The organism is Nocardioides antri, assembly GCF_008373765.1.
GTDB lineage: Bacteria > Actinomycetota > Actinomycetes > Propionibacteriales > Nocardioidaceae > Nocardioides > Nocardioides antri.
The window spans coordinates 105,193-123,414 of sequence record NZ_VUJW01000003.1; the positions used below are offsets into that span (position 1 = coordinate 105,193).

At 71.4% G+C, this 18,222-nt stretch carries 19 protein-coding genes; 7 read left to right on the forward strand and 12 right to left on the reverse strand.

The features are described 5' to 3' along the window. Positions 1 to 6: 6 nt before the first annotated feature. Positions 7 to 885, reverse strand: a complete 879-nt coding sequence (locus F0U47_RS06685) for a hypothetical protein (RefSeq protein ID WP_149749554.1) — start codon at positions 883 to 885, stop codon at positions 7 to 9. Then, positions 885 to 1,913: a phage tail protein gene (locus F0U47_RS06690; protein WP_149749555.1), complete on the reverse strand. Its 1,029-nt coding sequence runs from the start codon at positions 1,911 to 1,913 to the stop codon at positions 885 to 887. The genes F0U47_RS06685 and F0U47_RS06690 overlap by 1 nt, the downstream gene beginning before the upstream one ends. A 157-nt stretch (positions 1,914 to 2,070) precedes the next feature. On the opposite strand from F0U47_RS06690, the gene F0U47_RS06695 reads away from it, so the two are divergent. Beyond that, positions 2,071 to 3,750 (forward strand): phospho-sugar mutase, encoded by a 1,680-nt coding sequence (locus F0U47_RS06695; RefSeq protein ID WP_149749556.1) that lies wholly within the window; start codon positions 2,071 to 2,073, stop codon positions 3,748 to 3,750. On the opposite strand, the gene F0U47_RS06700 is transcribed toward F0U47_RS06695, so the two are convergent. Further along, on the reverse strand, positions 3,747 to 4,334 hold the full coding sequence (locus F0U47_RS06700; RefSeq protein WP_149749557.1) for a hypothetical protein: 588 nt from the start codon (positions 4,332 to 4,334) through the stop codon (positions 3,747 to 3,749). The two genes, F0U47_RS06695 and F0U47_RS06700, sit on opposite strands and share 4 nt — an antisense overlap. Positions 4,335 to 4,398: 64 nt before the next feature. On the opposite strand from F0U47_RS06700, the gene deoC reads away from it, so the two are divergent. From deoC to F0U47_RS06725, 5 genes are read left to right on the forward strand one after another with little or no spacing between them, the layout of a single operon-like run. Then, positions 4,399 to 5,382, forward strand: a complete 984-nt coding sequence (gene deoC / locus F0U47_RS06705) for a deoxyribose-phosphate aldolase (protein WP_149749558.1) — start codon at positions 4,399 to 4,401, stop codon at positions 5,380 to 5,382. A 10-nt stretch (positions 5,383 to 5,392) separates the two neighbouring features. Then, entirely contained in the window at positions 5,393 to 6,856 is a 1,464-nt protein-coding gene (locus tag F0U47_RS06710) for an aldehyde dehydrogenase family protein (protein WP_223162685.1), read from the forward strand. Then, on the forward strand, positions 6,856 to 7,731 hold the full coding sequence (locus F0U47_RS06715; RefSeq protein WP_149749559.1) for an aldehyde dehydrogenase family protein: 876 nt from the start codon (positions 6,856 to 6,858) through the stop codon (positions 7,729 to 7,731). The genes F0U47_RS06710 and F0U47_RS06715 overlap by 1 nt, the downstream gene beginning before the upstream one ends. 42 nt (positions 7,732 to 7,773) lie before the next feature. After that, positions 7,774 to 8,409, forward strand: coding sequence for an ATP-binding protein (locus tag F0U47_RS06720; RefSeq protein ID WP_149749560.1), 636 nt, complete (start codon positions 7,774 to 7,776; stop codon positions 8,407 to 8,409). After that, complete coding sequence (locus F0U47_RS06725) at positions 8,393 to 8,920, forward strand: hypothetical protein (protein WP_149749561.1); 528 nt, start codon at positions 8,393 to 8,395, stop codon at positions 8,918 to 8,920. Before F0U47_RS06720 ends, F0U47_RS06725 begins: the two co-directional genes overlap by 17 nt. Here the strand turns inward: F0U47_RS06725 and F0U47_RS06730 are convergent. Continuing rightward, positions 8,917 to 10,014 carry an adenosine deaminase gene (locus F0U47_RS06730; RefSeq protein WP_149749562.1) on the reverse strand — a complete coding sequence of 366 codons (1,098 nt, stop codon included), beginning with the start codon at positions 10,012 to 10,014 and terminating at the stop codon, positions 8,917 to 8,919. The genes F0U47_RS06725 and F0U47_RS06730 overlap by 4 nt on opposite strands. 48 nt (positions 10,015 to 10,062) lie before the next feature. Here F0U47_RS06730 and F0U47_RS06735 point away from each other — a divergent pair, with 48 nt between their 5' ends. Beyond that, positions 10,063 to 10,518 (forward strand): MaoC family dehydratase, encoded by a 456-nt coding sequence (locus F0U47_RS06735; RefSeq protein ID WP_149749563.1) that lies wholly within the window; start codon positions 10,063 to 10,065, stop codon positions 10,516 to 10,518. Positions 10,519 to 10,532: 14 nt separating this feature from the next. Here the strand turns inward: F0U47_RS06735 and F0U47_RS06740 are convergent, their stop codons facing one another. Genes F0U47_RS06740 through F0U47_RS06775 form a run of 8 tightly spaced genes read right to left on the reverse strand, consistent with a single transcriptional unit; the run spans position 10,533 to position 18,206 of the window. Next, a complete protein-coding gene (locus tag F0U47_RS06740) occupies positions 10,533 to 11,129 on the reverse strand; it encodes a hypothetical protein (RefSeq protein WP_149749564.1) in 597 nt (198 codons plus the stop codon). A gap of 8 nt (positions 11,130 to 11,137) precedes the next feature. Continuing rightward, on the reverse strand, positions 11,138 to 13,723 hold the full coding sequence (locus F0U47_RS06745) for a WXG100 family type VII secretion target (protein WP_149749565.1): 2,586 nt from the start codon (positions 13,721 to 13,723) through the stop codon (positions 11,138 to 11,140). 1 nt (position 13,724) lies between these two features. Then, positions 13,725 to 14,048 carry a hypothetical protein gene (locus F0U47_RS06750; RefSeq protein ID WP_149749566.1) on the reverse strand — a complete coding sequence of 108 codons (324 nt, stop codon included), beginning with the start codon at positions 14,046 to 14,048 and terminating at the stop codon, positions 13,725 to 13,727. A 10-nt stretch (positions 14,049 to 14,058) separates the two neighbouring features. Next, complete coding sequence (locus F0U47_RS06755; RefSeq protein WP_149749567.1) at positions 14,059 to 16,812, reverse strand: AfsR/SARP family transcriptional regulator; 2,754 nt, start codon at positions 16,810 to 16,812, stop codon at positions 14,059 to 14,061. Further along, positions 16,812 to 17,222, reverse strand: coding sequence for a hypothetical protein (locus F0U47_RS06760; RefSeq protein ID WP_149749568.1), 411 nt, complete (start codon positions 17,220 to 17,222; stop codon positions 16,812 to 16,814). Before F0U47_RS06760 ends, F0U47_RS06755 begins: the two co-directional genes overlap by 1 nt. Beyond that, on the reverse strand, positions 17,219 to 17,602 hold the full coding sequence (locus F0U47_RS06765; protein ID WP_149749569.1) for a TadE family protein: 384 nt from the start codon (positions 17,600 to 17,602) through the stop codon (positions 17,219 to 17,221). The genes F0U47_RS06760 and F0U47_RS06765 overlap by 4 nt, the downstream gene beginning before the upstream one ends. A 23-nt stretch (positions 17,603 to 17,625) precedes the next feature. Continuing rightward, positions 17,626 to 18,015, reverse strand: coding sequence for a TadE/TadG family type IV pilus assembly protein (locus tag F0U47_RS06770; protein WP_149749570.1), 390 nt, complete (start codon positions 18,013 to 18,015; stop codon positions 17,626 to 17,628). Next, on the reverse strand, positions 18,015 to 18,206 hold the full coding sequence (locus tag F0U47_RS06775) for a Flp family type IVb pilin (RefSeq protein ID WP_149749571.1): 192 nt from the start codon (positions 18,204 to 18,206) through the stop codon (positions 18,015 to 18,017). Before F0U47_RS06775 ends, F0U47_RS06770 begins: the two co-directional genes overlap by 1 nt. Positions 18,207 to 18,222: the final 16 nt, after the last annotated feature.

Below are 18,222 nucleotides of genomic sequence, written 5' to 3' on the forward strand. Positions count from 1 at the left end.
CAGACCTCAGCAGCGGTTGGCGCCCTGGGTCAGCGTCGCGCCGGTCGGCGGGACCTTGCCCCGGGTGAGGTCGTAGTGGCGCACCCAGTCGAGCTTCACCTGGGACTTGTCCATCTCCTTGGCGCCGTCACCGACCAGCCGCAGCCGGAGCGTCATCGGCACGGAGGGCCTCGCTGCGGCTGCGCCGAGGGAGGCGATCGCCCTGCCGTTGACGAACCAGGTGATCCGCCGCCCGGTGATCTGGAGCCCGAACGCGTAGTTGTCGCCGCTCTGCGGGAAGCCGGAGTCGTAGGTCTTGCTCCAGCGGACGTCGCCGGCGCTGGCGCCGATCTTGAGGGAGCCGTTGCCCGGCGAGACCTCGGCGATGGTGATGCTGCGCTTGCAAGCGTCGGCGGTGAGGTCGTCGGGGATCAGCTCGATGATGAAGCGGTAGTCGGCCTCGGGGCTCTGGAGCCGCTCGGCCCGCTCTCGGATCTCCCAGCGGCCACGTTGGGCCGCCTGGTCCCGGAGCGTGAGCATGGTCGTGCCGTGGTCGGGCAGCGCGTCCAGGTCCCGGTTGCGGATGACGCCGCTGTGGAACTCCAGGCCGCCGCCGTACTTCACGACCCGGCCGGTGCCGTCGGAGTACTCGGTCCAGCGGCCCACCCGGATGTCCTCGCCGCGGTACGGCGGGCTGTCGAGCGACTCGCCGAACTCCCACGCGAAGTCCCACTGCATGACGCCCCAGCCGAAGGTCTGGGCCGCCGTGGCGCCGTCGCCGGCGAGCGCGGCCCGGGTCGGCCTCGGGGCCTCGGCCGTGCCCGGAGCGAGGGTGGCGGGTCCGACGACCAGCGCGGCCGCGACCACCGCGAGCCGGAGCGCGAAGCTCTTCGTGAGCACGCCCATCAGTTCCCGCCCCCCGACTCTGCCGGCGTGACTCTCGTGACGCGCTGCGGCAGCCTCGTGTAGATCCCCTGCGCGCTCACGGTGTAGACCGCGTACTTGTAGGTCGTCGAGGGCTGCACGTCGGTGTCGGTGAACGTCGTCGCCGTCCGGTCGTTCAACGTCTGGTACTCGTGCTCGGGGGCGGTCGGCACCGGCGAGTTCTGACCGATCCTGCGCGCGATCACGATCCTGGCCCGCGCGGCGTCCACCGGCAGCGTCCACGCCAGCACGAAGGAGGTGGCCCGGGGGGTGGCCTGCAGGCTACTCACCGGCTCGGGCCGCGGCAGGAACCGCACGTCGAAGGGCGTGGAGAGGAACCAGCCGACCTTGTCGCCGTTGTTGGCCCAGTTCTCCAGCCGGACCCGGAAGGTGCCTTCCTGCGCCGGGTTCGTCCCGTCGTACTGGCCGAAGCTGAGCACGCCGTTCTGTCCGACCGTGCCCCTGGCGAACACCTCCCAGGTCCCGGGTCCGGTGCGGCGCTGCAGCGTGACGGCGCGGCCCGGGAGGACCTTCTTGGTCTGGTTCGCCGCCGTGTCGACGCGGAGCGAGAACGGCTCGCCGACCACGGCGGTGCCGACGGCGAGGGTCTGCGGGAGCGGGACGTCGGCGGCATCGTGCTCGAAGAGCTGGATGTCGACGTCCTGGTGGATGCTCTTGAAGACGTGAGCGGGGGTCGCACCGACGCCGCTGGCGACGCGGAAGTAGACGAAGTTCATCGCCGGCGCCGGGAACGTGAACCGGAAGGAGCCGTCCCGGTTGGTCATCCTGGTGAACCTGTTGCCGGTCTGGGGGTCGGGGACGTCGGCCCACGCCGCCGTCTGGTTGCCGCGGCGCTGCAGCCAGATCCGCCGCTCGCCGGTCGAGCCGATGTTGCCCGTCCACGTGGTCTGCTGACCGCCGTAGGAGTTGGCGCCCGGCGTCACCGTCAGCGACGGCGCGGGGGCGCCACTGCTCGACGGCACGAAGAAGAGGGCGGCGACGACCGCCACCACCGGCAGCCAGCAGAGGGCTGCGGTTCGTACCCCATGTCTCGACAATGTGCTCACCTCCCGGGAGACAGTAGGTGGGCACGGGACGCCTCGCAGGGTTTCGTCGCAAGTGTGGCCGATCGGACGACCCGCCTAGTTCGGCTATACCGTGCCGTCCATGACCCCCGACCTCGACGTCCTGCTGACCCGCGCCCGCACCTGGCTGGCCGAGGACCCCGACAAGCAGACGCGCGCCGAGCTGGAGGACCTGGTGGCGCGGGTCGCCGACGACGCGGCGCCGGAGGCGGTCGCCGAGCTCGCCGATCGCTTCCGCGGCACGCTCGAGTTCGGTACGGCGGGCCTGCGGGGCGCCCTCGGAGCCGGTCCCAACCGGATGAACCGGGTGGTCGTGATCCGGGCCGCGGCCGGGCTGGCGTCGTACCTCCGCGACAACGGGGCGACGGCCGGCAGCACGGTCGTGATCGGCTACGACGCCCGGCACAACTCCGACGTCTTCGCGCAGGACACGGCCGAGGTGATGAGCGGTGCCGGCCTGACCCCGCTGCTGCTCCCCCGGCCGCTGCCGACTCCGCTGCTGGCCTACGCGATCCGGGAGCTCGGGTGCGTCGCCGGGATCATGGTGACGGCGAGCCACAACCCGCCGCAGGACAACGGCTACAAGGTCTACTTGGGCGACGGCAGCCAGATCGTGCCGCCGGCGGACACCGAGATCGCCGCCCGGATCGCCGCGATCGGGACGCTGACCTCGGTGCCGCGCGAGCCGATCGGGACGACCGGCGGCCGCGTGCTCGGCGAGGACATCGTCGACTCCTACCTCGACACCGTCGCCGGCCTCGCCGGCGACGGCCCCCGAGACCTCGACGTCGTCTACACGCCGTTGCACGGCGTGGGCGGGACGTCGGTCGTCCAGGTGCTGGAGACGGCCGGCTTCACTGCGCCGCAGGTGGTCGAGGCGCAGGAGCACCCCGACGCCGACTTCCCGACCGTCGCGTTCCCCAACCCGGAGGAGCCCGGCGCGATGGACCTCGCGATCGCGCTCGCGGAGCGGACGGATGCCGACATCGTCGTCGCCAACGACCCCGACGCCGACCGCTGCGCCGCCGCGGTGCCGGTCGCCGACGGCTGGCGGATGCTGCGCGGTGACGAGGTGGGCGCGCTGCTGGCGTCCCACCTGCTCGCCAGGGGCCGGCAGGGCACCTACGCGACGTCGATCGTGTCGTCCTCCCTGCTCGGCAAGCTCGCTGCCGCCGCCGGGCAGGACTACGTCGAGACGCTCACCGGCTTCAAGTGGATCGGCCGCCTTCCCGGGCTCGCGTTCGGCTACGAGGAGGCGCTCGGCTACTGCGTCGACCCCGAGCACGTGGCCGACAAGGACGGCGTCTCGGCCCTGCTCCTCCTGTGCGAGCTCGCCGCGGAGGCCAAGGCGGTCGGGCGGGGGCTCCCGGACCTCCTCGACGACATCGCGATCGAGCACGGGCTCCACGCCACCGACCAGGTGTCGGTCCGGGTCACCGACCTCGGCCAGATCGCCGCCGCGATGACCCTGCTGCGCGCGACCCCGCCGACCGCGCTCGGCGGGCTCGCCGTCGAGCGTGCCGAGGACCTGACCGTCGGCGTCGGGGGCCTCCCGCCGACCGACGGCCTGCGCTACTACCTGGCCGACGGCGCCCGGGTGATCGTGCGGCCGAGCGGCACCGAGCCCAAGCTCAAGTGCTACCTCGAGGTCGTGGTCCCCGTCGCCGACCGCGACGTGGCCGCGGCGCGCGCAGCCGCTGCCGGGACGCTCGCTGCGATGAAGGCCGACTTCGCGGCTGCTGCGGGGATCCAGCCCGTCTAGACGAGCAGCGTGACGACGAGCGCGACCACGAACGCGGCCAGCAGGCCGATCTCGACCCACGCCGGCTCGCGTCGTACGTCGGCACCGAGCGCCTCCTGCTCCTCGGAGTAGTGCGCGATGCCCTGCCGGGTCCGGGCATCCTCGGCCAGCTTGAGGATGCGGTGCTCCACGAAGCCGCCGTACGACAGGTCGGCGATGTCGTCGATGTCGCCACCGCGCCGGTCGTCGCGCAGCGCCTGGCGACGGCTGCGGCCGATGCCGGAGCTGGTGTAGCGGCGCGCCCCGACCTGCACGACGAGCCACTGGCGGACCGCGACCTGCTCGATCGCCGCGAGCGGCAGGCGCACGGTGGTGAACGGGTTGCACAGCACCAGCCGGTCGTCCTCCACCCCCACCGACGGCCGGACCAGCATCGCCCAGAGCAGGAGGCCGACCACGCCGCAGACGGCGTACGCCGCAGGGTGGTAGGGGTCGGCGACGCCGGACGCTCCGACCACCACGACGACAGCCACGATGGCCAGGCCGATGATGCCGAGGACCCGGCTGCCCCAGGCCGTGAACCGCTCGGTTCCGTCGTCAGCCACTTCGCTCCCTCGCTGGTTATCGACGGGTTGGGTCTGCGCAACTTCCCAACCCTATGCTGGGAGGATGTCAGCCACCGCCTCCACGCAGTCGTCCGAGGGCCTCGGGGCCTACGCCGACGTCACCGCCAGCGAGGCCTCCCTCCGCCGGTTCCTGCACGGCCTTCCCGGCGTCGACCAGGTCGGTGCCGAGGCGCGCGCAGCCGCGCTCGGGACCCGCTCGATCAAGACCACCGCGAAGGCCTACGCGCTGGACCTCGCGATCTCGATGGTGGACCTCACCACCCTCGAGGGACAGGACACCCCGGGCAAGGTCCGGGCCCTCGCCAACAAGGCGCTGCGGCCCGACCCCAGCGATCCCTCGTGCCCGTCGGCCGCCGCCGTCTGCGTCTACGGCGACCTGGTCGGCGACGTGAAGGAGATCGTCGGCGACCGTGTCAACGTGGCCGCCGTCGCCACCGCGTTCCCCAGCGGTCGTGCCGCTCTCGACGTCAAGCTCGCCGACACCCGCGACGCGGTCGAGGCCGGCGCCGACGAGATCGACATGGTCATCGACCGCGGGGCGTTCCTCGCCGGCCACTACCTCCAGGTCTTCGAGGAGATCGTCGCCGTCAAGGAGGCCTGCCGGCGGCCGGACGGCAGCCACGCCCACCTGAAGGTGATCTTCGAGACCGGTGAGCTCCAGACCTACGACAACGTGCGTCGCGCGTCGTGGCTCGCGATGCTCGCCGGCTCCGACTTCATCAAGACGTCGACCGGCAAGGTGCAGCCCGCCGCAACCCTGCCCGTCACCCTGGTGATGCTCGAGGCCGTCCGCGACTTCCGCGAGGCCACCGGCGTGCAGATCGGCGTCAAGCCGGCCGGCGGCATCCGCACGGCGAAGGACGCCATCAAGTACCTCGTGATGGTCAACGAGATCACCGGCCCCGACTGGCTCACTCCGGACTGGTTCCGGTTCGGCGCCTCCACTCTGCTCAACGACCTGCTGATGCAGCGCACCAAGATGGCCACCGGCCGCTACAGCGGCCCCGACTACTTCACTCTCGACTGAGGGGACCGACATGGTTTCGACAGGCACCACCACCGGGTCACCCATCTTCGACTACGCCCCCGCACCCGAGTCGCGGGCGATCGTCGACATCAAGCCGTCCTACGGCCTCTTCATCGACGGGGAGTTCGTCGACGGCCACGGCCACTCCTTCAAGACGATCAACCCGGCCACCGAGGAGACCCTCGCCGAGGTCGCGGAGGCCGACGAGGCCGACGTCGACCGCGCGGTGAAGGCCGCCCGGCGGGCGTTCCGCGGCTGGTCGCGGATGCCCGGCAAGGAGCGCGCCAAGTACCTCTACCGGATCGCCCGCATCATCCAGGAGCGCAGCCGCGAGCTCGCCGTGCTCGAGTCGATCGACAACGGCAAGCCGATCAAGGAGAGCCGCGACGTCGACGTACCCATCATGGCGGCGCACTTCTTCTACCACGCCGGCTGGGCCGACAAGCTGGAGTACGCCGGGCTGGGGCCCAACCCGCAGCCGCTCGGCGTCGCTGCCCAGGTGATCCCGTGGAACTTCCCGCTGCTGATGCTCGCGTGGAAGATCGCTCCCGCGCTCGCCTGCGGTAACACCGTGGTGCTCAAACCCGCCGAGACCACCCCGCTGACCGCTCTCCTCTTCGCGGAGATCTGCCAGCAGGCCGACCTGCCGCCCGGCGTCGTCAACTTCGTCACCGGGGCCGGTGACACCGGCCAGACGCTCGTCTCCCACCCCGACGTCGACAAGGTCGCGTTCACGGGCTCGACGGCCGTCGGCAAGGCGATCGCCCGGTCCATCGCCGGCACCGACAAGAAGGCCACCCTCGAGCTCGGCGGCAAGGCCGCCAACATCGTGTTCGACGACGCACCCATCGACCAGGCGATCGAGGGCATCGTCAGCGGGATCTTCTTCAACCAGGGTCACGTCTGCTGCGCGGGGTCGCGGCTGCTGCTGCAGGAGTCGATCGCCGAGGAGGCGATGGCCAAGCTCAAGCGTCGGATGAGCACGCTGCGGGTCGGCGACCCGCTCGACAAGAACACCGACATCGGCGCGATCAACTCCGCCGCACAGCTGGCCCGGATCCGCGCGCTCGCAGAGATCGGCGAGGACGAGGGCGCCGAGCGCTGGTCGCCGCCGTGCGAGCTCCCCTCGTCGGGCTACTGGTTCCCGCCGACGGTCTTCACCGGCGTCTCCCAGGCCCACCGGATCGCCCGCGAGGAGATCTTCGGACCGGTGCTGTCCGTGCTGACGTTCCGGACCCCGGCCGAGGCGGTGGAGAAGGCCAACAACACGCCGTACGGGCTGTCCGCCGGCGTCTGGACCGACAAGGGCTCGCGGATCCTCTTCATGGCCGACAAGCTCAGGGCCGGCGTCGTCTGGGCCAACACGTTCAACAAGTTCGACCCGGCCAGCCCGTTCGGCGGCTACAAGGAGTCGGGCTACGGCCGCGAGGGCGGCCGCCAGGGTTTGGCCGGCTACCTGAAGGCTGGTGCGTGATGGCTGCGTCGAGGCTCGAGGTCCGGAAGACCTACAAGCTCTACATCGGCGGGGCGTTCCCGCGGTCCGAGTCGGGTCACTCCTACGAGGTTCACGACAGCAAGGGGAAGTTCGTGGCCAACGCCGCCAAGGCGTCGCGCAAGGACGTGCGGGACGCGGTCGTCGCCGCGCGCAAGGCGTTCCCGGGCTGGGCGGGGCGCACGGCCTACAACCGCGGCCAGATCCTCTACCGGATCGCCGAGGTGATGGAGGACCGGCGGCCGCAGTTCGTCCAGGCTGTGCAGCAGTCCGAGGGCGGCAGCGCCGCCCAGGCCGGCCGCCAGGTCGACGAGGCCATCGACCGGCTGGTCTGGTACGCCGGCTGGGCCGACAAGCTCGCCCAGGTCGCCGGCAACGCCAACCCCGTCGCCGGCCCCTTCTTCAACCACTCCGCGCCCGAGCCGACCGGCGTCGTCGGTGTGCTCGCGCCACAGTCGTCGTCCCTGCTCGGCCTGGTCAGCGTGGTCGCACCGGTGGTCGTCACCGGCAACACGACGGTCGTCGTGTCGTCGTACTCCCGGCCGCTGCCGGCTGTCACTTTCGCCGAGGTGCTGGCCACCTCCGACGTCCCCGGCGGCGTGGTCAACCTGCTGACCGGCGACGCCGCGACCCTGGGGCCGTGGCTGGCGGCGCACATGGACGTCAACGCCATCGACGTCACCGGTGTCGCCGGTGACCTCGACACCGCCACCGCGCTCGAGGTGGCGGCGGCCGACAACCTCAAGCGCGTACGCCGCGCACCCGCTGCCGAGCCGGACTGGACCGCCGTCCCGGCCCTGACGACGATGACCGACTTCCTCGAGACCAAGACGGTCTGGCACCCGATCGGCGTCTGACTCCAACCAGGTGACATGGGCCCCAACGACTAGGCTGGGCGGATGCCCGCCCGTGTCATCGTGCTCGCCGGCCCGTCCGGCGCCGGGAAGTCTCGACTGGCGGAGCGGCTGCGGGAGCGGTTCGGCTGGCCGACGCTGAGGCTCGACGACTTCTACCGCGACGGCGACGAGGAAGGGCTGCCGCGCATCGAGGACGGCGCGAACGCTGGGCTCGTCGACTGGGACCACTCCGGCACCTGGCACCAGGACGACGCCGTCGCCGCGCTGGTCGAGCTGTGCCGTGCCGGTGCGGCCGACGTGCCCGTCTACTCGATCGCCGAGAGCCGTCGCACCGCAGCGCAGCGGCTCGACCTCGACGGCGCCGAGGTCTTCTGCGCGGAGGGCATCTTCGCGCCCGCCGTCGTGGAGGCGTGCCGGGAGGCCGGGGTCCTCGAGGCGGCGTACTGCATCACCCAGCACCGTGCGGTCACCTTCTGGCGCCGCCTCACCCGCGACCTGCGCGAGCACCGCAAGCCGCCGCTGGTCCTGGTGCGGCGCGGACTTGCCCTGGCCCGGGGACAACGGGAGGTCGTGCGGCGTGCCGTCGCGGTCGGTTGCACGGTGGCCACGGGCGACGCGGCGTACGACGAGATCGTGGCGCGTCAGGCCCGGAACGACCAGCGTGGACTGGCCCGCTGACGTCCGGCCGGCTTCGCTGAAGCAGCCCGACCGCGTCTCGTGCGGGCCGACCAGCGTGGTCGCGGCACGGATGCTGCTCGAACCCGGCTGGCGCCCTGCCGACCTGACCAGCGAGATCGCACGCACCCATCGCCGGCTCACGTCGTCGCGCAGCGACCGCGACCGGTTCCACGCACCCTGGCCGCGTCGCCTGGGCACGCCGCCGTGGGCCGTCGCCAACGCACTGACCGCGCTCACCGGCGAGCGGATCGCGACCGTGAACGCCCGTCCCCGACCGCACGTCGGCTACGACGTGCTGACCGAGCAGGCCCGGACCCGGCCCGTCGCCGTCTACCTCGGCAACCGCTGGCTCCCCCGCCACGTCGTGCTCGCCTTCGCCGCCGACCCCACGGGCGCCGCCGTACGCCTCTTCGACCCCGCCGGGGGCGCCCTGGCAACCGTCCCCGCCGACCGCTGGCGCGAGCACAAGGTCGGCGTCGCCGGGTGGAACTACCTCTGGTTCGTCGTCTAGCGGCGCTCGGCGTACCAGGGCTTGATGGTCTCCATGATCAGGCGGTAGCGCTCGTCGTAGGGCAGGAAGGCGGACTTCATCGCGTTGACGGTGAGCCACTCGACCTTGTCGAGCCCCCAGCCGAACGCTTCGCAGAGCAACCGGAACTCCTCGGTCATCGAGGTGCGGCTCATCAGCCGGTTGTCGGTGTTGACGGTGACCCGGAACCGCAGGTCGGTGAGCAGGCCGATCGGGTGCGTCGCGATGGACTCGGCGGCGCCGGTCTGCACGTTGGAGGACGGGCACATCTCGAGCGGGATCCGCTTGTCCCGGATGTACGACGCCAGCAGGCCCAGCTCGGCTCGAACAGGGGCGCCGTCCCCGGCCGCCTCCTTGACATGGATGTCGTCGATGATCCGCACGCCGTGACCGAGCCGGTCGGCGCCGCACCACTGGACCGCCTCCCAGATGGAGGGCAGTCCGAACGCCTCACCGGCGTGGCAGGTGGCGTGCCCGTTCTCCTGGCGGACGTAGTCGAACGCGTCGAGGAACCGGGTGGGCGGGTAGCCCGCCTCGGGGCCGGCGATGTCGAAGCCCGCCACCCCGCGGTCGCGCGCCGCGATCGCGAGCTCGGCGATCTCCAGCGACGGCGCAGCCTGCCGCATCGCCGTCAGCAGCTGTCGTACGACGATCCGGCCGCCGCTCGCCTCGATCCCCTGGTCGAAGCCCTCCTGCACGGCGGCGACGACCTCGGTCAGGGTGAGGCCACCCTGGACGTGGAGCTCGGGTGCGTAGCGGATCTCGGCGTAGACGACACCGTCCGCGGCAAGGTCCTCGGCGCACTCCCGCGCGACCCGGGTCAGCGCGTCGGCCGACTGCATCACGCCGACGGTGTGCTCGAACGTCTCGAGGTAGCGCACCAGCGAGCCGGAGTCCGCGGACTCGGCGAACCAGACGGCGAGCTCGTCGGCGTCGTTCGTCGGCAGCTCGTGGCCCGCCTCGGCGGCGAGGTCGACGATCGTCGCGGGGCGTAGCCCACCGTCGAGGTGATCGTGGAGCAGAACCTTCGGCGCGGACCTCAGCTCTTCGACGGGGGGCACGCGTGTAGGTTCCATGCCGAGCATTGTTCCACCGGGTCAAATACCGCACGAAGGAGACGATGGATGCGGGTCTTCACGACGTTCGAGGAGCTCGAGGCCGCTGCAGGCGAGCACATCGGCACGAGCGACTGGGTCACGATCGACCAGCGTCGCGTCAACCAGTTCGCGGACGCCACGGGGGACCACCAGTGGATCCACGTCGACGTGGAGCGCGCGAAGCAGGGACCCTTCGGCGGCACGATCGCGCACGGCTACCTCACGCTGGCCCTGATCCCCTGGCTCGGCAGCGAGGTCTTCAAGCTCGCCACGCCCGGCGCGAAGCTCAACTACGGCGTCAACAAGGTCCGGTTCCCCTCCCCGCTCCTCGTCGGCTCCCGGATCCGCGACCACCTGGTGGTCACGAGCGTGACCGACATCCCGACCGGCAAGCAGATGACCGTCCAGCACACGATCGAGATCGAGGGCCAGGACAAGCCGGCCTGCGTCGCCGAGACGGTTGTCCTGCTGCTGCCGAGCTGACCGGCCGCAGCCGGTCAGGCCGGGCGCGACCGGTCGCGGCGGGTGATCGACGCCCATTCGCCCCACGCCGGCACCGGCTCCCAGTGGGTGGAGAAGTCCCCGTTCCGGAAGTCGGTCCGCGACATCTCCTTGGTTCCGTCGGCCAACCTTCTCGCCGTCGTGACCGAGCTCGTGCCCTCGGGCGCGAAGCCGTGGGTGGTGAGGGTCTCCCATGACGTGGACTCGTGGTACCGGGTCGCGTCGGGATAGTCGTACTCCGCAACCTGGGTCAGGAACAGGCGACCGTCGCTCATCAGCTCGAACCGATAGCTGGCGTCGACGCTCCCCCAGAAGTCGAAGAAGTCGACGAGCACGACATCGGGCTGGTCGGGCAGCCGGACCGACCGACGCAGGTCTGCGTACAGGAACCACTGCACCGGATCGCCGCCGTCGTCCTCCGCGTCGAAGTCCGGGTTGACGTCCGGGTGGTACGTCGCCACCTCGCCCTCGGCCAGCACCACCGAGATCTCTCCTCCGGCCTCGTAGACGGCGCGCGCTTCCTCCTCGGTCATCGGAACGCTGAGGAACTTGTGCTCCTCGTTCCACCACTCACCAAAGAACAGCTTCGCCATCAGCCCGGTCACCTTCCTGAGGGGTACTTGGGGGTGTAGATCTTGCCGTCCGTGTCACGAATGACGACCGGCGGCCTTCCGTTCATCGCGTCGCGCAGCGCGGCGATGTCCAGCGGACCGTTCTGGGGTGGGATCTCCAGGACGTTCTTCCCCGCCAGCACTCCCGGGCCCGCCCCGTCGAACAGCCCCGGAAAGTGCTGGAGGTTGCCGGGAGTTCTCGGGACCGTCAATCCCGGTGGGTACTGGCGGCGGATCAGGGCGATGTCGTTCGCCAGCTGGCCCGGGTTCTTCAGAGCGGCGTACTGCCGGTACTTGCGCTCGACGATCCAGTCACCCGGATCATACGAATCCAGGCGCTTTCCATTGGCCAGGTGGATCTCGTTGTAGCTGTACCTGTGCCAGTTCTGCGCGTTGAACGCCTCGCCGTGGCCCCAGATCGGCTTCCAGCGGTTGATGGCGACGACCTCGAGCGCGCCGTCGTCGCCGAGTCGGAACGTGTGGCCGCCGTAGCGCAGCTCGGTCGCCGGTGGCAGGTGCTTGAAGTGGTCGCCGAGCGCCATGAACCGGCGCATGCCGCCCTTGCCGCCGACGGTGATGACGCCCTTGGCGTCGGTGTAGAAGATCAGGTCGCCGGACTGGTAGATCGTGTTCGGCTGCGGGGCCTTCAGCGCGGCTGCGAGGTCGTCGGCGTGCTGGAAGTCGATGTGGACGAGCTCTTGCCCGTTGAGGTACTGGACGTTGTAGGACGCCCGGTCGCCGAGTGCCTCGATCTGCTTGCTGAGCTTGGCGTAGAGCTCGGGCGAGACGACGCCCTTGAGTCCCTTGAGGGTGAGCTTGCCGCCGGTCGCCGCCCAGCCGGCGAACGGGATCGCACCGGCGGCCGAGAGGCCGGCGTTCACGTGGTCGCCCTCGAGCTCGTACCAGCCGGCGTTGATGAGGTCGGCGATCTCGCCGACGAGCGGGATCAGGCCGCCGAGGTCGAGGACGAGGTGGCCGAGGTCGACGTACCACGGCTTGTCGTTCTTCTCGGCCTCCTCCTTGGCCTTGGCCGCCTGCTCCTCGCCGTAGGCGACGACGCCCTGCAGCTGCCGCGCGAGCTCGGCCGGCACCAGGTCGCCCGGCTTCTCGGACAACGCCGTCGTGAGCAGCGCACCGATGGCCGGCTCGCCGTTGGCGCCCAGCCACTCCCGCTCGAGCAGGAGGTACGCCAGGACGTCCGAGACCTCGATGTCCTCGCCCTCGAGACCGAGGGTGCGGGTGCCGCCCTCGGTGAGCAGCGTCTGAGCTGCTGCCCGGTTGCGCGACAGCGCCGTCGCCAGCGCCTGGACGGGGTCGAGGTAGTAGCCGTCGAGCGTGAAGACGCCGCTCGACCCGGTGTGGTGCCACCACCCGTCGGCGCCCTCGAGCTCGTCGCGCTCGAACTCGATGACCCGTGCGCTGAGCTCGGAGAGGAACTCCGGGTCCCACCCGCCCTGGCCGAGCAGCGAGGCCATCAGGGTCTGGCTGCCGGCCGCGACGTCCATGGTCCCTGGCTGGTAGCCGCCGGTGATGGCGTCGTACCACTCGTCGACCTTGTCGTCGGGCAGCCGGTAGTCGCCCTGGACCATCGTCCCCAGACCGAGCAGCGGCCCGAGCGCCTTCATGAGGCGCTGGTTGTAGGCGTCGGAGTCCTCGATGTCGGTGCCGTCGGCCCACGGACCGTCGTGGGCCAGTCCGAGGGCGTTGGCCAGGTGTTGTACGTCGACACCGTTGGCGAGCAGCCCGGCGAACTCCGGGTCGCCCTGGTGCCGCTCGAGGATCTCGAGCAGCTCCTCCCGATCCTCCGGAGGGAAGTTGCTGTAGTTGTAGATCATCTCCGCGACGCGGTCGCGATCCTCGATCTTCTGCCCGTCGTCCAGCGCGTCGAGGTCCTGCAGCAGGATCAGCTCGTCGCCGAGGGCCTCCTCGGCCGCGTCGTACATCGCCAGGTAGGCGCCCTGGGCGGCCCGGGGGTCGCTGAGGTTGAGCTTGATGTCCTTGGGGACCGTGACGTAGACCGCGTTCTCGAGGGCCCGTGCGCAGGTCGAGGTAGCGGTCCGGCACTCCTCGACCAGCTCCTCGTAGCGGGTGTCGAGGTTGCCGAAGACCCGGTCCCGTTCGCCGGTCGCTGCCGACCGCTTGCCGGAGTAGACGTCGGCGAGCTCCTCGTGCTCCCACCTGCTCGACCGCCGGCCGCCGTCGGTGAGGCCATCCCGGTCCTGCTCGAACTTCCGGTCCAGCGACGTCAGCTCCGCCTGGCAGTCCGCTTCGGCCTCCGCACGCCGGCGGTTGAGCCGGCCCAGGGTGTCGAGCGCGTCGTCGTAGACCTTGGCGAGGGTGCCCAGCGCCTCGGATGCGGTCTCGAGGTGACCCTGGAAAGCGACGAGCATGGTCGCGACCGTGCCCATGTCGGTCTTCACCGAGGTCGCGGCGCTGCCGAGCCAGGAGTCGCCGATCTCGTCAGGCGTGGACCTGACCTTGGTCGCCCGCTGCCCGAGGAGCTCGGCCGCCGCGGCGTAGCGCCGCTTGACCTGTCGCAGCGGCCCGGGGTCGACGTCGAGCTGGTAGTGCCCCACGTCAGCCGCCGGCGAGGGTGCGGTCGAGACCGGAGAGGTCGATCGACATCTGGTTGATGTTGGTGGAGATGGCCTTCGCCTGGTCCGAGGACAGGGCGAAGGTGACCTGCCACGACGCGGTGAAGGCGGTGATGCCCGGGTCGATCTGCGCGAAGAAGGAGCCGCACCCCTCCGTCACCTGCGTGTAGCCGTCCGGGAGGTCCTCGACGATCCCCTCGCACAGCTCACTCAGCCCGTCGAACCGCTGGCGCACCGTGCGCACGGCCTCGTCGGTCATCTTCAGCACGGGCGCCGGTCCCGAGCCCCCTCCGTCCGGGCGAACCACGGCGGTCCCGTCAGCCCGCCAGGGTGCCGGCGGCAGCCGGACGTGCCCCGGGCAGGAGCTCCTCGACGAGCGCCTCGGTCTCCGCCTCCAGCTCGGCGCCACGCTCCGCCAGCGCGACCACCATCTCCTGGGACGCGGCGGCGATGGCGGGCCCGCCCGGACCGTCGTACTCCGCGCGGAGGAGGTCCCGCCACAACAGCTGCGAGTGCGGAACCATCCGCAGCCCCGCGCGGGCGGCACCGGCCGCGCCGCCGGGGTCGTCGGTCGACAGCTCGACGAGCCGGTGCGCGGTCGCCTCGACGGCGTCGGCGACCGTGCTGTCAAGCCGGGTGCGGGCCAGCCAGGTGTAGCGGCCGCGGTCCCGCCGGTCGAGGAACGGACCGCGGACCAGCTGGAGGGCGCGCCGCAGGAGCTCCATCTCGGTCTTGACCGCGGCACCGCGCGACCGCTGCACGAGGGTGCAGAACGCGTGCCAGTCGACGGCGACCTCGTCGGCGAGGAACAGCCGCCCCTCGTCGTTCTCCCGCAGCAGGTAGGAGCCGTCGGCGGCGTTGCCGAGCCACTCCCGGACCCGTGCGATCGTCGCGTCGCGCACCTCAGAGGTGACGCCGCGGGGCCACACCGACGCCGCCAGCACGCTGGGGTGCACGGGTGCGGTCTGCAGCGCGAGGAACGTCGCGACCTCGGTGGCGAGCGCCAGCCTGACCTCGTCCATCTGGCCCGGCACCCGGGTCTCCAGCGGACCGAGCACGCCGACCCGCACGGCAGCCGACGCCCACTGCGCGTCGTCGCCGGGCCGCGGCGCCCGCGGGATGAGCACGCCGGACTCCGTCGCCGGCGACCGCTGCTCCCGCGCCTTCGCGAACAGTCCGGCGAGCTGGACGGCCGTGCGTTCGGTGAGGCGTACGGCGGTGACGGCGATGTCGAGCAGCGGCAGGGCCAGGTGGCCGGACTCGTCGACGGTCAGGTGCCACCGGGTTCCCGGCAGCTTGCCGACCGCGACCACGCCGAGGCCGCGGTCGCCGGTGCGGATCATCGGCTGCAGGCGCTCCACCAGCTCGTCGTCGGGGACGGCGCCGAGCATGAGGTACTGCGGCGTCAGGTCCGGCTTGCGACCGACCCGCCCGGAGAGCACGTCCTGGCCGTTGCGGTCCGGTCGATCGACCTCGAAGGCGCCGACCAGGGTGGGCAGGTCGTCGACGACGGAGAAGCTGCGGTCGGACACGCGGGCGAGAACCGGCGACAGCTCGAAGGAGTGCACGACCTGGTCGTCCGACCACGGCGACGTCACGAGCTGGACGGCGAGCGCGGACACGACCTCCCGGGCAACGGCGTCGGCGCCGCTGACCGAGGCCGGCCCACCGACCGCCTCGAGGTCGATGAGCACGTCGGCGCCGTCGTCGTCGCGCCCGATGCACACGAGCCCGGGGTACGGCGCACTGCCGAGCGGACCCTGGTCGGCCTCGGCGGACTCCCGGTCGAGCCGCCACCGACGTCCCTCCTTGAGGGCGATCCACGGCGCAGGCGGGCTCGGCGCGGCGGGGGCGATCCTGAGCTCGATCTCGTCGTCGTCCACGGTCACGGCGTAGACCGGCGGCAGGGGGACGCCGTCGGCGCGTGCGCTCACGGCGAGGCGGCGCAGCGCGCGGTCGACCCGCTCGGCCCGGTCGGTGTCGGCGCCCACGAGCATCGCGACCTCCGCCTCGATCTCCGACGCGGCGACGTTCGCGCCGCGTCGCCGACGCCGCTCCGCGGCGAGCGCGGCGGCCAGGCTGGCGGCAAGGAGACCGCCGCCGACGAGGTCACCCGCCAGGCCGTCGTACGACGACTCGACCGCGTCGACCCCGCCGCCCGAGTGGTCGACGAAGGGGGCGGTCTGCTGGTCGCCGCCACCGTCGCGGTCGTCCTGCTGCTGGTGGGCCCGGTCGACCCGGTCGGCACCGACCGCGTCGTCGGGCAGGACGAGCACCCAGCCGGGCTGGATCAGCCGGCCGATCACGAGCTCTCCGCCGTCGGGCTGCGGGCGGCCCTTGTTGAGCTCGAAGATCTCCTTCCAGCGCCGCCCGTCGCCGAGGTGCTCCTCGGCGATGTCCCACAGGTTGTGGTGGTAGCGGCCCTCGGGTGGCTTGACGACCACGACCTTCCGGCCGAGGAGCTGGTCGGCGACGTCCCGGAGCTCCTGGGTGGTCTCGGTGTAGATCGCCGGAGCGGCGTACTGCTCGGGCGCCCCCTGCTGCATCGGGCGGCCCGGCCCGTCCGAGGTGTTCCGAGCCGCGTCGTGGACGGCGACGGTCGCGTCCCGCTGGACGTGCCGGCCACCGTCGTCGGCGGATGCCGTCCCCGCACTGCCGATCAGCGAGGCGCCGACGAGCACGGTGCCGACGAGGGCGCGGGCCAGCGCCTGGGAGCGACCGGAGAGCGGCACCGGTCGCGGCAGCCCTCCGCCGCGGAGGAGGGAGACGGCCTCGACGACCACGCAGACCGTGAACTGCAGCCAGGCCAGCCAGACGACCACCAGCAGCACGACGATCAGGGCGTCGACCGTCAGCGGCTGGGTGAGGTCGTCCCGCGACGGCAGGCCCGTCGGCACCGGCGGCGGGCCCTGCCACAGCCAGAGGCCGACAGGAACGCCGACCACCAGGGCGGCGAGGGCGAGCACCGCGCCCAGCACGGCGACGGGCGAGGACTTCTCGGCCGTCGCTGCCGGCGCGCTGAACCGCTCAGGTCCCCGTCGGGCGGCGTCGGTCTGGCCTGCTGGGTTCATCAGAGCACTCCTGCTTCCGCGGTGGCCGTGGCGTCGATGTCGAACTCGTTGAAGCCGATGAGGAGCAGCATCTTCGTGGCGACGGTGTCACGCGCGGACACGGTCACCGTCGTCTCGGTCGCATAGACGCGGATGTCGGTGTAGCCGCGGCTCGCCAGCACCTCCCGTGCCCGGGCTTCGGCCTCTGCCGGGTTGACGACGAGCTCGTCGTGCTGTCGGTAGTGCAGCTCGTCGGTGGCCTGGGCGCCGGCTACGGCCGCGGCCTCGACGTCGTCGGCGATCGTCGACTTCGCGTTGAGCGCCCCTCCCCCGTCGACGACGAGGCCCGCGACGACCAGCATGGTGATCGTCATGCCCACGATGAAGGCGGACGCGGCTCCGCGCTCGTCCCTCGTCCTTGCCCGCGTCATTCGAACCTCCGGTAGGGATCGAGCCTGACCTGGGAGTCGGCATCGACCGTCACGGTCCCGCCGAGCCCGATCAGGCCCAGGTCGTCGTACGGCACCTTGCAGCGGAGAGTGACGTAGAGGGTGCCGTCGGGGCCGTAGTCCGAGTCGTCGTAGGCGAAGGTGCAGTCCGCGTCACCGAGCGAGGCGTCGCGCGAGGCCTGGTAGGTGTCGTAGGCCGCCTGCGCGGCGGCGGCCCTCGAGTCCTCGAACGACGCCGCCCGCGCGGCGTCGCGCGCGGCGGCCTCGATGTCGCCCTCCACGCTGACGTAGCGGCCGCCGGCGACGACGAGCAGGGCGAACATGAAGAGGACCGGCGCGAGAACCACGACCTCGACCGCCATCGATCCTCTCTCGTCGCGCGACGTCACTGGGTGTCCTCGAACTCCTCGAGCGGGCCCTCGACCGTCTCGCTCACGGTCGGGACGCCGATCGGCGAGATCTCCTGCGCATGGCCCGTCACCGTGACGCGCACCCGGTTGCCCTCCACCAGGACCACGGTGACGTCGGCGTCCTCGAGGACGCCGCCTCCGAGCCGGTCGGCGTATGCCTCGCCCTCGCGCTCCGCAAGGGCCAGGTCGCCGGAGACACGCGCGCTCCGGGCGGTTTCGCGCGCGACCGAGCTCGCCGCCTGGTTGCCGAACCAGACGAGCGAGAACTGCACCGCGATGAAGATGATGAACATCAGCAGCGGCATGTAGAGCACGAGCTCCACGCTGCTGACCCCCGAGTCATCGCGACGTCGGCGCGAGGTCATCACTCGATGGAGATGGTGTTGGCCTTGTCGTTCACCTCGCTGCTGATGACGACGCCGACGCCGACGGCGAGCGCGATCAGCACCGCGGTGATGATCACCCACTCGACGGCCGAGACGCCGCGCTCGTCGTCACGTGCGCGCGCCAGGTGACCGCGAGCCATGATCCACAGGTACTGGAGTTCGGGACTCATCCGAGATTGTCCTTTC

What these genes read in the sequence shown, in the direction of transcription:
- F0U47_RS06685 (WP_149749554.1), bottom strand. Translation starts at nt 885, where the DNA reads ATGGGCGTGCTCACGAAGAGCTTCGCGCTCCGGCTCGCGGTGGTCGCG.
- F0U47_RS06695 (WP_149749556.1), top strand. Translation starts at nt 2,071, where the DNA reads ATGACCCCCGACCTCGACGTCCTGCTGACCCGCGCCCGCACCTGGCTG.
- deoC (WP_149749558.1), top strand. Translation starts at nt 4,399, where the DNA reads ATGTCAGCCACCGCCTCCACGCAGTCGTCCGAGGGCCTCGGGGCCTAC.
- F0U47_RS06710 (WP_223162685.1), top strand. Translation starts at nt 5,393, where the DNA reads ATGGTTTCGACAGGCACCACCACCGGGTCACCCATCTTCGACTACGCC.
- F0U47_RS06715 (WP_149749559.1), top strand. Translation starts at nt 6,856, where the DNA reads ATGGCTGCGTCGAGGCTCGAGGTCCGGAAGACCTACAAGCTCTACATC.
- F0U47_RS06720 (WP_149749560.1), top strand. Translation starts at nt 7,774, where the DNA reads ATGCCCGCCCGTGTCATCGTGCTCGCCGGCCCGTCCGGCGCCGGGAAG.
- F0U47_RS06730 (WP_149749562.1), bottom strand. Translation starts at nt 10,014, where the DNA reads ATGGAACCTACACGCGTGCCCCCCGTCGAAGAGCTGAGGTCCGCGCCG.
- F0U47_RS06735 (WP_149749563.1), top strand. Translation starts at nt 10,063, where the DNA reads ATGCGGGTCTTCACGACGTTCGAGGAGCTCGAGGCCGCTGCAGGCGAG.
- F0U47_RS06740 (WP_149749564.1), bottom strand. Translation starts at nt 11,129, where the DNA reads ATGGCGAAGCTGTTCTTTGGTGAGTGGTGGAACGAGGAGCACAAGTTC.
- F0U47_RS06755 (WP_149749567.1), bottom strand. Translation starts at nt 16,812, where the DNA reads ATGAACCCAGCAGGCCAGACCGACGCCGCCCGACGGGGACCTGAGCGG.
- F0U47_RS06760 (WP_149749568.1), bottom strand. Translation starts at nt 17,222, where the DNA reads ATGACGCGGGCAAGGACGAGGGACGAGCGCGGAGCCGCGTCCGCCTTC.
- F0U47_RS06765 (WP_149749569.1), bottom strand. Translation starts at nt 17,602, where the DNA reads ATGGCGGTCGAGGTCGTGGTTCTCGCGCCGGTCCTCTTCATGTTCGCC.
- F0U47_RS06770 (WP_149749570.1), bottom strand. Translation starts at nt 18,015, where the DNA reads ATGACCTCGCGCCGACGTCGCGATGACTCGGGGGTCAGCAGCGTGGAG.
- F0U47_RS06775 (WP_149749571.1), bottom strand. Translation starts at nt 18,206, where the DNA reads ATGAGTCCCGAACTCCAGTACCTGTGGATCATGGCTCGCGGTCACCTG.